Annotated in this window: 15 protein-coding genes; 9 read left to right on the forward strand and 6 right to left on the reverse strand. The window is 51.2% G+C overall.

Annotation, left to right across the window (positions count from 1 at the left end):
* Nucleotides 1-153: 153 nt before the first annotated feature.
* Nucleotides 154-3081, reverse strand: coding sequence for an Ig-like domain-containing protein (locus tag AZH53_RS02265; RefSeq protein ID WP_319641932.1), 2928 nt, complete (start codon nucleotides 3079-3081; stop codon nucleotides 154-156).
* A 470-nt stretch (nucleotides 3082-3551) separates the two neighbouring features.
* Here AZH53_RS02265 and AZH53_RS02270 point away from each other — a divergent pair, with 470 nt between their 5' ends.
* The 8 genes from AZH53_RS02270 to AZH53_RS02305 all read left to right on the forward strand — a co-directional run bounded on the left by AZH53_RS02270 (nucleotide 3552) and on the right by AZH53_RS02305 (nucleotide 7985).
* Nucleotides 3552-4226 carry a diphthine--ammonia ligase gene (locus AZH53_RS02270; RefSeq protein ID WP_319643623.1) on the forward strand — a complete coding sequence of 225 codons (675 nt, stop codon included), beginning with the start codon at nucleotides 3552-3554 and terminating at the stop codon, nucleotides 4224-4226.
* Nucleotides 4227-4291: 65 nt separating this feature from the next.
* Entirely contained in the window at nucleotides 4292-4801 is a 510-nt protein-coding gene (locus tag AZH53_RS02275; protein WP_319641933.1) for a glutamine amidotransferase-related protein, read from the forward strand.
* Between the two features lie 62 nt (nucleotides 4802-4863).
* A complete protein-coding gene (locus AZH53_RS02280; RefSeq protein WP_319641934.1) occupies nucleotides 4864-5199 on the forward strand; it encodes a NifB/NifX family molybdenum-iron cluster-binding protein in 336 nt (111 codons plus the stop codon).
* 9 nt (nucleotides 5200-5208) lie between these two features.
* On the forward strand, nucleotides 5209-6063 hold the full coding sequence (locus AZH53_RS02285) for an ATP-binding protein (RefSeq protein WP_319641935.1): 855 nt from the start codon (nucleotides 5209-5211) through the stop codon (nucleotides 6061-6063).
* Complete coding sequence (locus tag AZH53_RS02290; protein ID WP_319641936.1) at nucleotides 6060-6938, forward strand: ATP-binding protein; 879 nt, start codon at nucleotides 6060-6062, stop codon at nucleotides 6936-6938. The genes AZH53_RS02285 and AZH53_RS02290 overlap by 4 nt, the downstream gene beginning before the upstream one ends.
* Nucleotides 6925-7326, forward strand: a complete 402-nt coding sequence (locus AZH53_RS02295) for a DUF134 domain-containing protein (protein WP_319641937.1) — start codon at nucleotides 6925-6927, stop codon at nucleotides 7324-7326. Before AZH53_RS02290 ends, AZH53_RS02295 begins: the two co-directional genes overlap by 14 nt.
* A 109-nt stretch (nucleotides 7327-7435) precedes the next feature.
* Nucleotides 7436-7606: a hypothetical protein gene (locus tag AZH53_RS02300; protein WP_319643624.1), complete on the forward strand. Its 171-nt coding sequence runs from the start codon at nucleotides 7436-7438 to the stop codon at nucleotides 7604-7606.
* Entirely contained in the window at nucleotides 7524-7985 is a 462-nt protein-coding gene (locus AZH53_RS02305) for a NifB/NifX family molybdenum-iron cluster-binding protein (RefSeq protein WP_319641938.1), read from the forward strand. Before AZH53_RS02300 ends, AZH53_RS02305 begins: the two co-directional genes overlap by 83 nt.
* Before the next feature lie 59 nt (nucleotides 7986-8044).
* Here the strand turns inward: AZH53_RS02305 and AZH53_RS02310 are convergent, their stop codons facing one another.
* Both AZH53_RS02310 and AZH53_RS02315 read right to left on the reverse strand, forming a co-directional pair.
* Complete coding sequence (locus tag AZH53_RS02310) at nucleotides 8045-9061, reverse strand: hypothetical protein (RefSeq protein ID WP_319641939.1); 1017 nt, start codon at nucleotides 9059-9061, stop codon at nucleotides 8045-8047.
* Nucleotides 9062-9320: 259 nt separating this feature from the next.
* A complete protein-coding gene (locus AZH53_RS02315) occupies nucleotides 9321-10211 on the reverse strand; it encodes a methyltransferase domain-containing protein (protein WP_319641940.1) in 891 nt (296 codons plus the stop codon).
* 17 nt (nucleotides 10212-10228) lie between these two features.
* Here AZH53_RS02315 and AZH53_RS02320 point away from each other — a divergent pair, with 17 nt between their 5' ends.
* Entirely contained in the window at nucleotides 10229-10513 is a 285-nt protein-coding gene (locus AZH53_RS02320) for a hypothetical protein (RefSeq protein WP_319641941.1), read from the forward strand.
* Nucleotides 10514-10699: 186 nt separating this feature from the next.
* Here the strand turns inward: AZH53_RS02320 and dnaJ are convergent, their stop codons facing one another.
* From dnaJ to AZH53_RS02335, 3 genes are read right to left on the reverse strand one after another with little or no spacing between them, the layout of a single operon-like run.
* Nucleotides 10700-11827, reverse strand: a complete 1128-nt coding sequence (gene dnaJ / locus AZH53_RS02325) for a molecular chaperone DnaJ (RefSeq protein ID WP_319641942.1) — start codon at nucleotides 11825-11827, stop codon at nucleotides 10700-10702.
* 13 nt (nucleotides 11828-11840) lie between these two features.
* Nucleotides 11841-13688, reverse strand: coding sequence for a molecular chaperone DnaK (gene dnaK / locus AZH53_RS02330; RefSeq protein WP_319641943.1), 1848 nt, complete (start codon nucleotides 13686-13688; stop codon nucleotides 11841-11843).
* A gap of 1 nt (nucleotide 13689) precedes the next feature.
* Nucleotides 13690-14256, reverse strand: a complete 567-nt coding sequence (locus AZH53_RS02335; protein WP_319641944.1) for a nucleotide exchange factor GrpE — start codon at nucleotides 14254-14256, stop codon at nucleotides 13690-13692.
* Nucleotides 14257-14406: the final 150 nt, after the last annotated feature.

Raw genomic sequence — 14406 nt, forward strand, 5'->3', positions numbered from 1 at the left:
AATCCTCAGGCTGTATGCGCTCCTTTCCCATCGAAGACGGTACCTTTGGATCCTTCTCAAATCAGAATATGTGTATCGGGACGTCGATAGCGACAGCCCTCACCCTCCGTGAGAATTCAGGCGGGGAGAAAAGAGATGGATATTATTTTCCCTTCAGGGAAGGGCCTTGATGAAACGTTTTTTCACCACTGTGTCACTGCTACCGTCCTCACCCCACACCGTAAGCGTTACGGTGTAGAATCCCTTTGAGATATAAGTGTGAACCGGATCCTTCTCGCCAGATGTAGGGGTTCCGTCGCCAAAGTCCCATTTATAGCTCAAAGGGTTGCCGGTGGACTGGCCGGCAAATGCGATGGTCAGAGGCAGGCTCCCGCTGGTGACGTCGGCGCTGAAATCAGCCGTAATATCATTTTCAGGGGTCGGTTCAGGAGTGGGTGTTGGTGTCAGGGCAAATTTCAACACGGTGATGTCCATGGTCTTTTTGCTGGAACCGGCGTCATTGCTTACGGTGAGGCTCACGCTGTAGGTGCCCGGCTTTTTGTACTGATGCACCGGATTTTGCTCCGTTGACGTCAAACCATCCCCGAAGGTCCAGTACCATGAGTCAGGTTCATTTGTCGAAGTGTCGGTAAACCGTACCGTATCCCTCACGAGGATGGTTGTTGCCGAGCAGTCAAAGCTGGCGACAGGGGCGATGGCAGGTTTGTTGATAGTGATAATGACCGTTGCCGAATCTAAGCCGCCGTTGTTGTCACTGACGGTGTAGGTGAAACTGTCTTCGCCGGAATAGGTTGCGTCAACGGGGGTATAGATAACGGCAGTGCCGCTGAGAGCGGTGGTTCCGTGTGATGGAATACCGACGCTGTTGATGGTAAGGGCATCGCCATCCACATCATCGTCGTTTGCGAGGACATCGATACTAATCCCCACACCTGGCGTCGTCGTCGCCACATCATCCTGTGCAATGGGGGCATCGTTCACCGCTGCTATGCCGAGAGAGACTGTCACGGCACTACTCAGGGCCCGCCCGTCATAGGCACGGTACGTAAATGAGTCCGCACCATAATAATCAGCACCGGGGGTATAGGTGAACGATCCGTCCGCATTCAACACGAGAGTGCCGTGGTTTGGAAGGGTGGAAAGCACAGCGCTGAGGGTATCATCATCGGTGTCCACATCATTGCCGAGAACACCCGGTACCACGACATGTAATACGGTATCCTCTTTCGTCGTGTAGCCATCGGGACTCGCGGTGGGTGCAGAGTTCACCTCATTGACGGCAATCGTAACCTCCGTGGCAGCGCTCCAGAGTTCGCCATCAAATGCCCGGTAGGTGAACACATCGGTCCCGGTAAATCCGGTTGACGGCAGATAGCCGAACGATCCGTCTGTCTGCATGGAAAGGTCGCCATGGATGACATCGGTTACAAGAATCGCCGTGAGGCTATCGCCATTCGGGTCGTAATCGTTGGCGAGGATTCCCGGAGCGGATATGACGAGTGCAGTGTTCTCATCCGTGGCATACTGGTCGTCAAATGCCTGCGGGACGTAGTTGCCGCCCGCCTGAACCGTATAGGCCTTGAGGCAGACGTTTGCGTTTGCCCGATAACCTGTCAAATCATACCAATGGCTGCCATCCGGTCCATAGTAACTTTCGCCGGCGTTGGCGGTTGCCCCGCCTGAATATCCTGACCACGGGAACTCAAAGGCAACGGGGAACGTGTAATCCGTTGTTGTCATCTTTACCACCACCGAGAAGTCCTGGCCTGCGGCAAGGGATGCGGGAGTAGTGAGGTCAACGGTGTGATATCCCGGAATACCAATCGTACCGCTCGTTGTCGACACTGCCCCTGCAGAATTTATCGGACCATTTGAGGGGTCGGTGTAGACGTAGACTTCATACCGGCAGTCCACATCGTTCGTGTAGAATCCGACTGCGCTCAGGTCTTCCCCTGCTTTCGCGGTGAAGACGTTGGCAAACCAGGCCGTCGTGGTTCCATAACCGAACGAGCTTACCTGTCCTAACGGATCGTACTGGTAGATGCCGGTGTAGGTGTCCAGCGGTTCTGCCGTAAAGACGGCATTCGACGTTCCAATCTGGGGGTCATAATAGGAAATATAGAAATATCCTCCGTCACCCCAGTACGGGCCCCACGAATTCTTTGCAATGAATGCACCGTCGCCTGCAGGAGTCTTCTCAAACAGCGTTCTGCTGTAACTGTCATCCCATCCGACAAGAGTGATGGCGTGGTTGCTCTCGGAATTGTCCGGGTTATAGAATGAGTATGTCTGAGGACTGTAGTCGGCAGGATCATACTGGTCCCAGTAAATAGTAGAATACACTCCTCCATAGTTTTCGATTGCCCACTTCAGGTTGTCATTGTCGAGCGGTCCCGACCGTCCGGGGATGAAGAGGACTTCCTGGACATTCTTCTGCTGTGGCAGGTTCTCATTATAGGTGGAGGTATAATACGGTTCATCCGCTTCCGCTATAGGTCCTGACCACCGGACGAGGTATGCGGTGGACATATCCATATTACCTCCGGAGGCAGGACCCCAATCGAATCCATGGGTATTTGCCAGGTTGCTTTCCGAAAAGTCCCATGATTCCCTGGGGAGAAGGACCGATTCCAGGCTCCCGTACGTGGCAAAGGCCCAGCAGGTCCCGAGGTTCCCCTGGTTCTTAACAGTAGTTACCAATCCATGATCGCGGAGGTCGTAATAATAATCTCCTGTGTCGGATTCCAGCGTTGCCGGGCCTGATTCATCAGCGGTTGGCTCCACCGATGCGATTGACTCGATGTTCTTCCCCTTCAGATAGGAGCGGTCGATCGGAGAGGGAATGACCCCCGAAGGTATCCCGTGTCCGTTCCCGTTTGCTCCCGGGTGGACGTTTGTCAGGACAAAATCCGGGACATTACCGACAGCCTCGGAAAATGCCGGGTTGAGCGGTGCCTCCTGAATCACGCCCGAGGGCTGGGCCGCCATACCGGCTCCGCTGATTGCGAGCAGTATCATAACGCTGAGTCCCATACCTGCAAGTAGTGATGCATTCGTTCTTCGTACCAATTCTTTCACCATCCACTTCCAACGGTCGCCCCTGGAATGTGGGTTATTTTGAGTATTCTGTTGCTTTCAGCTAAATATCTTGGGAAAAATTTCTTTCCGCATTTATACAAAAAATGGTGCTGAATTGAAGAAAAATTTTCAATTTATGGTTTATTTATCAATTGATAACCAGAATAACTCTTGGTGGTAAATATACAATAGCATAATCCCGTTTCAAATGTTGGAATGGATATCTGGCCAGAATATTCAGAATACTGATATGCGGGTGTGAACGCAGATTCTGCGCGTTTTCAGGGGAGGCAGAGGATGTTCGACGATTAGACGGGCGGTATGATGATCATGGTTGCTGCCGTTGAAAGAGATCATTGGATGATGTTGGGGGTGCCTGCCGTATCTTGGCAGGTGGCCCGGAGCGGGGAATTTTATCGTGCATCGCCTCTACAGTATAGATGGAATTCTGGTGACGAGGTGAGCATATGAATATGGGAGTTTTGTTTTCCGGAGGGAAGGATTCCGTCTTCGCGTGCTGGAGGGCAATGCAGATTGAATCAGTATCGTGCCTCATTACTCTCAAGTCGAGAAACGATGAGAGCTACATGTTTCACACTCCGAACATACATCTGACGTCCATGCAGGCACAGGCTGCGGGGCTTCCTCTCGTCGAACACATCACCAGCGGTGAGGAGGAAAAGGAGCTTGCCGATTTGAAGGATGCAATCGTCACCGCCCGGGATTGTTATGGCATCGATGGCATCGTCACCGGGGCGATATTATCGGTGTATCAGGCCACACGCATTCAGCATATCTGCAATGATCTCGATCTCTGCTGCTACAATCCTCTCTGGCATGTCAACCAGGAACGATATCTGAAGGAACTCGTAGAGGGTGGATTTGAGGTCATTATTTCAGGTGTATTCTCCGCTCCCTTTGATGCATCGTGGCTGGGACGGCGGCTCGATACTGAAATGATTACGGAGTTACAACGTCTCTCGGAGAAGTGGCAAATCTCACTGACGGGTGAAGGTGGAGAACTCGAAACTCTTGTGACCGATGCGCCGTTCTTTTCCAGACGCATCGGGATTACTTCTTCAGAGACGAGATATGCAAATTATAATGGGAGATACATGATCACCGGTGCGGAGCTGATAGAGAAATGATTATCTGTCTCGACCTTTCCGGGAAAAAACACTCGCTTGGGTGGTATGAGTTTGTTGCCCCGATTATGGAAATTATTCATAAGGAGGGAGTTGCCTGTATTTCGGTCCATTATTCTGATTTTTCCATGGATGATGATCCGAATATTATGGGCGTTATTATGTGCGGGACGCCTCTCTGTGATAATTCCTTTTCGCTTAATTCCGGTTCTTTTCAATGGCTTCTCTCGTGTGACATTCCTGTTTTGGGAATTTGTGCCGGTTTTCAGGCCTTGTCACTTGCCTTTGGGGGGCATCTTGAAGAGAAGACTGAGATCGGTATGGTGTCCATACGATCCACCGGCCGGAATGATTTCATCGATACCTGTGAATATGAGGCCTATGAGCTGCACAAGTATGCACCATCACCGGGGGATGGGTTCACCATACTCGCAGAGTCCGACAGATGCATTCAGGCGGTGAAACATCAATCCCGGCCGTTCTATGGGGTGATGTTTCATCCGGAGGTGAGGAATGAATGGGTGGTGAAGAATTTCCTATCGATATGTGGCCTTGCTTCATCCAACAAATCTGGTTGAGTTGAAAACTGACAGAAAGTTAATATATTTATACGCATTTGCGTAATTATAACCTGAACATTATGAAGATTGCAGTAAGTATCCGGGACTCGGAATCTGGAGCGACAGTAGAACAACGTTTTGGGCGCACCCCCCAGATACTCATTCGTGACGAAGAGTCGGGAGAGGAGCAGATCCTCGACAATCCCTTCGCAGATGGTGCGGGAGGAGTGGGTCCCAAGGTGGTGCAGCTTCTCGTGAACAATGATGTAAAGGCGGTTATCACCGGACAGGTCGGCGGCAATGCCCTTGCAGCCCTGAGGGATTCCGGCATAACAATCTACACCTGTGAGCAGGGTGTTCCGGTTGAAGATGCGCTCGGGAAGTACCGTGCAGGGACCCTTCCTTCCATTCAGTGAGTGTCGGCCGTGGTTCAACTTGTGATTGCCAGCGGCAAGGGTGGAACAGGGAAGACCATGCTTGCTGCAAATATTGCCTATTGTCTCTCACAAACGGTGGAGACAACTCTGGCGGACTGTGATGTGGAAGAACCGAATGTACACCTTTTTCTTCCGTCTGAGTACGATGAATCCCCCGTATGTGTAGCAAATCCGGTGGTGGACCGTGATGCATGTACCCTGTGTGGACAATGTGCTGATTTCTGCCGGTATGGCGCCCTTGTTGTGATGCAGGACAGGGTGTTTTTCAATCCCTCGCTGTGTCATTCCTGCGGTGGATGTATGCTTGTCTGTCCTGAACATGCAATATCCGAAACCCCCCGAAAGATTGGTACAATTGAGGTACGAAAGCCATCCTCCTCACTGAAAATTGTGACAGGCCGCCTTAATGAGGGTGAGGTGGCGGTACCTGCGATTATTTCCGCAGTCAAGAATTCTGTAGGAAAGGATGAGAATGTGATCATTGATGGCCCTCCGGGAACCGCCTGTCCGGTTATCGAGACCCTGCATGGCGCCGATGTCTGCATTCTCGTCACGGAACCGACGCCGTTTGGGCTGCATGACCTTGCCATTGCTGCCGATGTGGCGGAGCAACTTGGAGTGCCGGCATGTGTTGTGATCAATAAAAGTGATGGGAGAGATGAAGATATCGTAGCATTCTGTGACCAGAGGAAATTACCGTTATTGCTCCGCATCCCGTATTCCCGTGAATGGGCACGGGTGCAGGGTGAAGGCGACCTAATTGTCCGACACAGTCTGGAGTGGCAGGATACGTTTTCCCGTCTCTTTGAGGAGGCCTGCAACTGCAGGAGGGCCGCGGAATGATCCAGATTGCTGTTCTGAGCGGGAAAGGCGGCACCGGCAAGACCATGCTGACTGCTGCCCTGGCAACGCTCATCAGTGAACCCCTGATAACGGCCGATGCAGATGTTGATGCGGCAAATCTTGCGTTGCTTCTCGACGCTGAAGTGATCACTACCGGGTCGTTCTATGGAATGGAAAGCTCAAGGATTGATGCAACACTCTGCACCGGGTGTGGCCTCTGTGAGGATGCATGCCGGTTCGATGCCATTCATGAGAAGAACGGCGTCTGGACCGTCGATCCCATCCGGTGTGAGGGATGCGCGGTATGCACCATGGTATGCCCGACTAATGCGCCCCGTATGGAGAAAATTCAGAATGGAGATCTCTATCTTTCACGGACCCGGTATGGTCTTCTCTCACACGCCAGGCTCAATCCCGGGTCCGGCACAACGGGGCTTCTGGTCCATGAGGTGAAAAAGCAGGCCATCTCACAGGCTGATGGTGCCGGCATACTTCTTATCGATGGGCCACCGGGGATTGGGTGTCCGCTGATATCAGCGGTCAGTGGTGTGGATGTATGTATTCTTGTTGCCGAACCGTCCGTGTCGTCCCTTCATGATCTTGAACGTCTTGTCAGGGTATGTCGCCAGTTTGGTCCCCGGTTATATGGGGTGATAAATAAGTTTGATCTGTCGGAGAAAGCAACAGGGATGATTTTGGACTGGTTTGTATCGGAGAAGATCCCACTGGTTGGTACTATCCCCTTTGATGATTGTGTTACGGAGGCGGTTCGTGAAGGAAAACCTGTGACCGCCTTTGATTGTCCTGCCGCACAGGCCATTAAGACTATCTGGACGCAGACCGCAGATCTAGAAGGGATAAATGAGAGGATGTAATGAACCGGGAGACCCCGCAGGACCGAGACGTGGAAGACCGAGAAAACGGCGCCTTATGCAGCGAGAAGGTTTATGGCGCTGTTACCAGCCATGCTGCAATCCTGACGACGAAGGAGGCACCATTCCATTACATCCGGAGGAACTGGAAGCGATTCGGCTGGTGGACCTTCTTGGGCATGATCAGGAGAGTGCGGCGATGTTTATGGGCGTGTCCAGAAAGACGCTCTGGCGCGATCTTCATGACGGCCGCAGAAAGATCGCCGACGCGCTTGTGAATGGGAAACGTATCGTCATTCAGGGATGCGAACTGGCCACTTCACAAGAACCGTGTTGTCTTCAGCAATGTGTGGATGATGACATCCACCCCTCTTCAGACGATACGAAATAAGTGCCTCAATAAATATATTTATTAATTTTTACGCATATGTGTAATTATTGGCGAATCAGTGATATCTATGCCAGGGTTTGACAGAACCGGTCCACGTGGACTTGGACCAATGACCGGACGGGGTCTGGGTACCTGCAGTCCGGAAGGAATTGTAAAGGAAAATGGAAATACTCCGGAAGGAACGCCGGTGATATACGGTGTCGGTCGCGGCGGGCGCCCCCGTGGATGCGGGAGAGGCCGGTGTGGTGGATTTGGCGGTCGTCGTCAGGGGCGCTGGTGAAACAATGGCGGATAATTCTGTACGTCTTGGAATCGCGACAGAGAGTGGATATGTCTCCGCACACTTTGGGCATTGTTCAGAATACACTCTTGTGACGATAGAGAACGGAACGATTGTGAGTAATGAAATGGTCAGAAGTCCCGGCCATACCCCCGGAGCCCTCCCCGCATTTCTCGCCGGGCATGGAGTTACCCACGTTATTGCAGGCGGCATGGGGCCGCGTGCCGTGGACCTTTTCTGTGAACAGGGAATCGAAGTTCTCCTTGGTGTCGAAGGTCCTGTTGAGGATATTCCAGCATTGTTTATCAGCGGTTCAATCACGCAGGGCGAGAGCATGTGTCATCACGAAGATGGGCACCACGAATGTTCTCACGAGTAATTTCCAATCCTTTTTTTCCCCGCAACGACAGTAAGGCTTCAGTGAGACCTGAAGAGGATTCAGGCATTCTGGAGGAATATTTCAGCATACCTTTCTGCAACATCCGCTCCCAGTGATGGCTTGAGTATTTCCAGCCAGAGAAAAAATCCTGTCATTCTGGGCGTTCTTTTACTTTCCACGCGGAACCCGCCTGACTTCCGTACGACAACTTTCAGGTATTCCTTTTTCTTCTTTGACCTCAGGTAAATGACAGGTTCATACGCCGGAAGATCAATGGCGAGGACAATCTTTGTAAATTCCTTTGAAATCTCTTCATAGGTGTAGCGTTTCTCTTTGATTTTGAAACTTCTTCCTTCCCACAGAGCCTGTGAGGCGGATTCATTTACCGCTCCGAAAAGAATTTTTTTGACAATGGGCGGCATGTCGTCCTTTTTGATAAAATCATCCGGACTTTTTCGTTTCATCATCTCCTTCATGAGTCGATCGCGACGGCGATCATGGATATTTTTGTAATTGAAAGGCCTGCGCGGCTGGAGAACGGAAAGGTCAATAAGCTTGGGGTGTCGAATCGGCTGGCGAGGTATCCCTTTTATCGATGCCCTTTTCAGGAGCAATTTCAGTTCTTCACACGAACTGGTCATGATGAGAACACTCTCCGTTTCTTTGACCAGTCGCCGGATGACGGAGGATCGTGATATGTCAACCGATGAGAAGAGAATGAAAGGTACTGATGGCTGCCCATACAGGTACCCGAGCAAACTCTTTTTATAGTGCACCTCTTCCTCGAGTTCTCTGAGATCGGAACCTGAGGTGACGATCTCGGCAAATCCGATTCTTCCGTCACCGGCTGTGAACAGGAGATCGACTTCTGCGATATCCTGACCATTTCCCCGTATGTTGATATCCCCTCTGTTCGAGTAAAAAAGGCCGTTCTGACCCATTTTCACTTCAATCGGAGGGAATGGGGCATCAGCTCCTTTCCGGACAATGCCCGAGATATTGTCGGATTCCATGGCAATGTCCAGCATGATCTCATAGATCAGCGATTCGTACCACCGTCCTTCTGCAGCCCGCATCTGAGAGAGTTCATCACTGAAAAGCTGTTTTTTCTCGGTTTTTTTCAGGTGTCGGATCGCCTTTTTTGCACTTTCCCGGTCAGGGGTATGGCGTTGAAATCGTTTTTTTATCCATGAAATTGTATTCATATTGTGCACACTCACGCAGGAATCCGGTCTTTTCCCTGTTCCTGCCGTTCATCTGCCACTTCATCAGCGGCGGATGCCCAATGTTTTCTATTGAAGGACTATATCACTATGCTTTGGGATCATTTCCCAATCAGGAAAGAACCAGGATCCTTCGTGTGAGGCTCTTGTGCACTCGCTGGCGATAGGATGCAATAATGGTAAAATACTCTGCTGCCAGGGTGTCTATATCCACATGCGTTACCACAATCGCACGTCCACCAGGTTTGAGGATGCGACGTATTTCCGTGAGAGACCTTGAGTAGAGATGCTCCATACTTTCAGCCATGATACAGACGGACTGTCCGTATGGGAGGTCGGTGACAACAGCGTCGATCGCATCGTTGCCTATAGGCAATACTGTGGCATCCGCCTGAAATAGCTGTGCGGAGGGAAGGTTCTCCCTGCATCCCCTGAGCATCGTCCTATCCATATCACTTCCCAGTACTTTTGCACCAATCATTTCTCCTTCGAGGAGGACTCCCCCGGTTCCACAGAACGGATCATAGAGGAGGTCGCCGTCCCGGACCATGGCGAGATTGACAAGCCCTCTGGCCAGAATCGGCATCATTACTCCCGGATGGAAAAAGGCTCGTCGCATCGGATTTCTATACCCGAATGAACCACGATCAATCGAATAGAGTACTTTCCCAAAATAGCACCGGCGGGCAGTGACTATGAGACGATAGATCTCCTCGGGGTCATGCAATGAAACGGTGCCCTGAACACAGGACCCGACCATTCGTTCCAGTTCAAGCTGGGATTCCGGGATGTCGGCATCCTGCATTTTCTTCACCCTTGCGGCATAGGTCTTTTCCGTGGAGATATGGCAGGATTGTACTAACTCTTTGATCTCCGCATATTCCGGTTCGCACTCCCCAAGCCATTCCATAACAATATGGGTATACGCAAGTCTGGACCCGGCTTCGGGACTATCGGTCTCAACAACTGCAGTCTGTGTGTCACGCCAAGTGACATACCCCATGCACTCCAGTTCTGCGAATGGAATTTCGGGGTGTTCACCAGATAGTTCAAATATATATCGCATTATCGTCCTCTTCCCCGCAGGCTGCCCGGGTCGCCGGACGGAAGGGAACAGAATACTGCGTTTTCCCCGGCGAACCTGTGGAGTTCTCCTCGTTCATGAATGAAATTCAGGTTATGGGTAGAATTCCAATTGATAAAAAGAGTCCGTATCCGGAAGACCTCCCAATTCAGATGATGATGGTGGGCCACCCATTAATATGCGTCAAATTTGCAGGTTTCCGGGAGAATTATCATGAATAAATATTTTGGATTTGATATTGGTGTCTGATTCTGGATATTTTCAGGGACGAAGGAGGATGCCTTCGAACGAATTCTCTTCAATTGCCTTCAAATACTCAGTATGCCCTGTTTTCCTGGTCAGGCGGATGGACCTTTATTGGGTACAATATCCGGAAAAACCGGAAAAGAGAGAGGAGGTATATCTGATTATTTCATCTTGTCCTTCAGATCCTGGAAGAACCCTTTGGATCCCTCTTTTTTTGAGTGTCCCTCGATATCCAGAATCTTGGTATACAGATCTTTCTCCTCACCTGAGAGATGCTTTGGAATGACAATCTTTGTCCTGACAAGAAGGTCTCCGGGCCTGCCCCGTCTGCGTATTCCTTCTCCCGGAATTTTCAATGCGGTGTTGTACTGCACTCCCGGAGGGACTTTCAGCTCGACCTCACGGTCATCGATGGTCCTGATGAGTATGCGTGTCCCAATCACCGCCTGCGCCGGGCTGATCTCTACGGTCATCTCGAGATTGTCACCAACACGGGTGAATTTTTTATCCGGGATGACCTGAATTTCGATGAAGAGATCTCCATTGGGTGCCCCCGGATCGCCGGCCTCTCCATATCCCTCCATTCTGAGCCGCATTCCGGATTCGATTCCTGCAGGGATATTGACGGTAATCGTCCGTTTTACCCGTTCATGGCCGGTTCCCTTACAGACAGTGCACCGCTCTTCAGGGAGCCGTCCACTTCCATTGCACATAGAGCAGGTCGTCATGCTGACAAACTGTCCGAAGGGGGTATTGTTTGCCCGACGTTCCTGTCCACTGCCGCCACATCGGGGACAGACTTTCGTCTTTTTGTTCTCACTCCCTGTTCCGTCGCAATGCGAACAGGGTTCGTTGTGCATGACCTCAATGTCGCGGTCGACGCCGAAGACTGCATCCTTTAGGGTGACCTGTATCCTCATCAGGAGATCCGCACCGGGTTGCGGGCCGCGCCGTGCGGATCGTCCACCACCGAAGAAGGAGTCAAAGATATCTCCGAAACCACCAAAGTCGGCGTTAAAGCCGCCTCCATATCCCCCTCCGCCCTGGTAGGAGCCCTTGGAGGCATTCGTGTACGCCTCGTGGCCAAACTGGTCATACTGGGCCCGCTTCTGTTGGTCGGAGAGGACGCTGTAGGCCTCGTTGATCTCTTTGAATTTCTCTTCTGCGTTCTCCTCCTTGCTGATATCAGGGTGGTACTTTTTTGTGAGGGTCCGGTAGGCCTTCTTTATCTCACTCTGGTCCGCATTCTTTGGGACATTAAGGATGTCATAGTAGTTTTTCCCACCCATTCTTCGCACCGGTTTATTCCTTCTTGTTGTCGCCCTTTACTTCGTATTCCGCATCGACGACATCATCTTCACTTGCTGAGGCAGATGCCTGTTCGGCCCCGCCCTCCGACTGAGCCTGGGCAGCAGCCTCCTGATAGAGTTTGACCGTTACGGCATAGACGGCCTCTGTCAGGGATTCGGTTGCTGTCTTGATTGCCTCGATGTCGTCGCCCTCAATGGCCGTTTTGACCTCTTCGGCAGCTTCCTCGATCTTCTTCTTTTCCTCTTCGCTGATCTTGTCGGCCGATTCCCTGACCAGTTTTTCTGCAGAGAAGACAGCAGTGTCGGCAGTATTGCGAATTTCTATCTCTTCGCGGTTCTTCTGGTCTTCTTCCTCATACTGCTTGGCTTTGTTCACCATCTCCTCAATCTCCTTCTCGGAGAGGCGCTTGTTGCCGGAGATGGTGATTGCCTGTTCATTGCCGCTGCCGAGATCCTTTGCAGAGACATTGATGATACCATTTGCATCGATATCAAAGCCGACTTCTATCTGGGGAATGCCGCGTGGTGCCGGTGGAATGCCGGTGAGCTGGAACTTGCCGAGGGTGAAGTTGTCTTTCGCGAGAGCGCGTTCTCCCTGGATGACATGGATTTCGACAGATGTCTGATTGTCAGCTGCCGTCGTGAAGATCTGGCTCTTGCGGGTAGGAATCGTTGTATTCCTTTCAATCAGTTTGGTCGCGATGCCGCCAAGGGTCTCGATGGAAAGGGTCAGCGGCGTAACATCCAGAAGAACAACGTCCTTTGCCTCCCCGGAAAGGACTCCTCCCTGGATTGCCGCACCGATGGCAACGCATTCGTCCGGGTTGATACCCTTGTCTGCATCCTTGTGGAGGACTGCCTTGATCTTCTCCTGGACCATCGGGACACGAGTCGAACCACCGACGAGAAGGACATGGTCGATTCCGGATGCCTTGATGCCGGCATCGTCAAGTGCCTGTTTGACCGGGCCGATGGTCCTGTCGACGAGATCCTCGATGAGCTGTTCGAATTTGGCCCGTGTGAGGTCTATGTCGAGGAATTTTGGACCGGAGGAATCGGTGGTGATGTATGGGAGGTTTATATTCGTCTTCTGGACCGTCGAGAGCTCCTTTTTGGCGTTTTCGGCAGCATCACGAAGGCGCTGCATCGCCATGACATCATTTTTCAGGTCGATGCCTTCCTTCTTTTTGAACTCCTCGACGAGGTGATCGAGAACTCTCTGGTCGAAATCATCTCCGCCGAGATGGTTGTCTCCCGCGGTTGCCTGTACCTCGAAGACGCCATCTCCAAGAGTGAGGATCGAGACATCAAAGGTGCCGCCGCCGAGATCGTACACCAGTACTGTCACATCCTCTTCCTTGTCGATGCCATAGGCAAGGGCACTTGCGGTGGGTTCGTTGATGATACGCATGACCTCCAGGCCTGCAATCTTCCCTGCATCCTTGGTTGCCTGACGCTGGGCATCATTGAAATATGCAGGAACAGTGATGACTGCCTTGGAGATCTTTTCCCCCAGATATGCCTCCGCATCAGCCTTGAGCTTCTGGAGAATCATTGCGGAGATCTCCTGGGGAGTGTAGCTCTTGTCGTCGATTGCTACTTTCCGGTCAGTTCCCATATCCCGTTTTATGGAGATGATGGTCTTCTGGGGGTTGGTAATTGCCTGACGTTTCGCGACTGAACCGACCAGTCGTTCGCCGTCCTTGGAAAATGCTACAACGGAGGGGGTCGTTCTGCCACCTTCCGCATTCGGGATTACGACAGCCTTTCCTCCTTCCATGATTGACATACATGAGTTGGTGGTTCCAAGATCAATTCCGAGAATTTTTTCAGATGCCATGTTATTCCTCCTTTGGTTTTCCTTGCGAAACGGCTACACGGGCACATCTGATAACCCGATCCTTCATGCGATACCCCTTTACCACTTCGTCAATAACCGTCCCTTCATCTTTTTCTGAAGGGATATAGGCAATTGCTTCCTGAGTTTCGGGATCAAAGGGTTTGTTCACGCATTCAAGAGGGGTTATCTCATACCGGTTGAGAACATTACTCAGAAGTTTGTAAATCTGCTCGAGACCTTCCCTGATATTTTGCGTATCCTCGATTGCCAATGCACGTTCCATATTGTCCACGATATCAAGGATTTCAACCGCAAATTCTTCAGTGGCACGAAACGATCGTTCGGATACTTCCTTTGTCATGCGCCTGCGATAGTTTTCAAAGTCGGCGGCAAGACGAAGGTAGCGATCCTGTAGCACTGCATTCTCGGTTTGAAGCGTTTCGAGTTCAGTCGCGGAAGGGACTCCTTCATTGAGATCCTGGCCCGAATTCTGTTTGACCGGGGATTCTTTGGATGTATCGGGGTCCTTTTGTCCTGGACCGGCTGCAGTGTTCTCTTCTTTCGTCATATTCCAACCTGCCGTGTGGCGTTGTGTAAAAGGTATACATAATTAATGGTTAGTGGTTCTATATAATTATTGTCCAAAGAACAAACCAATTCCTGAGAAATTTGGCTCTAATTCTTTGAATGGGGCCATAATAAAGCTATAAATAGAATT

This window comes from Methanovulcanius yangii, assembly GCF_018687785.1.
Lineage (GTDB): Archaea > Halobacteriota > Methanomicrobia > Methanomicrobiales > Methanomicrobiaceae > Methanovulcanius > Methanovulcanius yangii.

Coding starts and splice junctions, on each gene's coding strand:
- AZH53_RS02265 (WP_319641932.1), bottom strand. CDS start 3,081: ATGGTGAAAGAATTGGTACGAAGAACGAATGCATCACTACTTGCAGGT.
- AZH53_RS02270 (WP_319643623.1), top strand. CDS start 3,552: ATGGGAGTTTTGTTTTCCGGAGGGAAGGATTCCGTCTTCGCGTGCTGG.
- AZH53_RS02275 (WP_319641933.1), top strand. CDS start 4,292: ATGGAAATTATTCATAAGGAGGGAGTTGCCTGTATTTCGGTCCATTAT.
- AZH53_RS02280 (WP_319641934.1), top strand. CDS start 4,864: ATGAAGATTGCAGTAAGTATCCGGGACTCGGAATCTGGAGCGACAGTA.
- AZH53_RS02290 (WP_319641936.1), top strand. CDS start 6,060: ATGATCCAGATTGCTGTTCTGAGCGGGAAAGGCGGCACCGGCAAGACC.
- AZH53_RS02295 (WP_319641937.1), top strand. CDS start 6,925: ATGAGAGGATGTAATGAACCGGGAGACCCCGCAGGACCGAGACGTGGA.
- AZH53_RS02300 (WP_319643624.1), top strand. CDS start 7,436: ATGACCGGACGGGGTCTGGGTACCTGCAGTCCGGAAGGAATTGTAAAG.
- AZH53_RS02310 (WP_319641939.1), bottom strand. CDS start 9,061: ATGCGGGCTGCAGAAGGACGGTGGTACGAATCGCTGATCTATGAGATC.
- AZH53_RS02315 (WP_319641940.1), bottom strand. CDS start 10,211: ATGGGGTATGTCACTTGGCGTGACACACAGACTGCAGTTGTTGAGACC.
- AZH53_RS02320 (WP_319641941.1), top strand. CDS start 10,229: ATGGAATTTCGGGGTGTTCACCAGATAGTTCAAATATATATCGCATTA.
- dnaJ (WP_319641942.1), bottom strand. CDS start 11,827: ATGGGTGGGAAAAACTACTATGACATCCTTAATGTCCCAAAGAATGCG.
- dnaK (WP_319641943.1), bottom strand. CDS start 13,688: ATGGCATCTGAAAAAATTCTCGGAATTGATCTTGGAACCACCAACTCA.
- AZH53_RS02335 (WP_319641944.1), bottom strand. CDS start 14,256: ATGACGAAAGAAGAGAACACTGCAGCCGGTCCAGGACAAAAGGACCCC.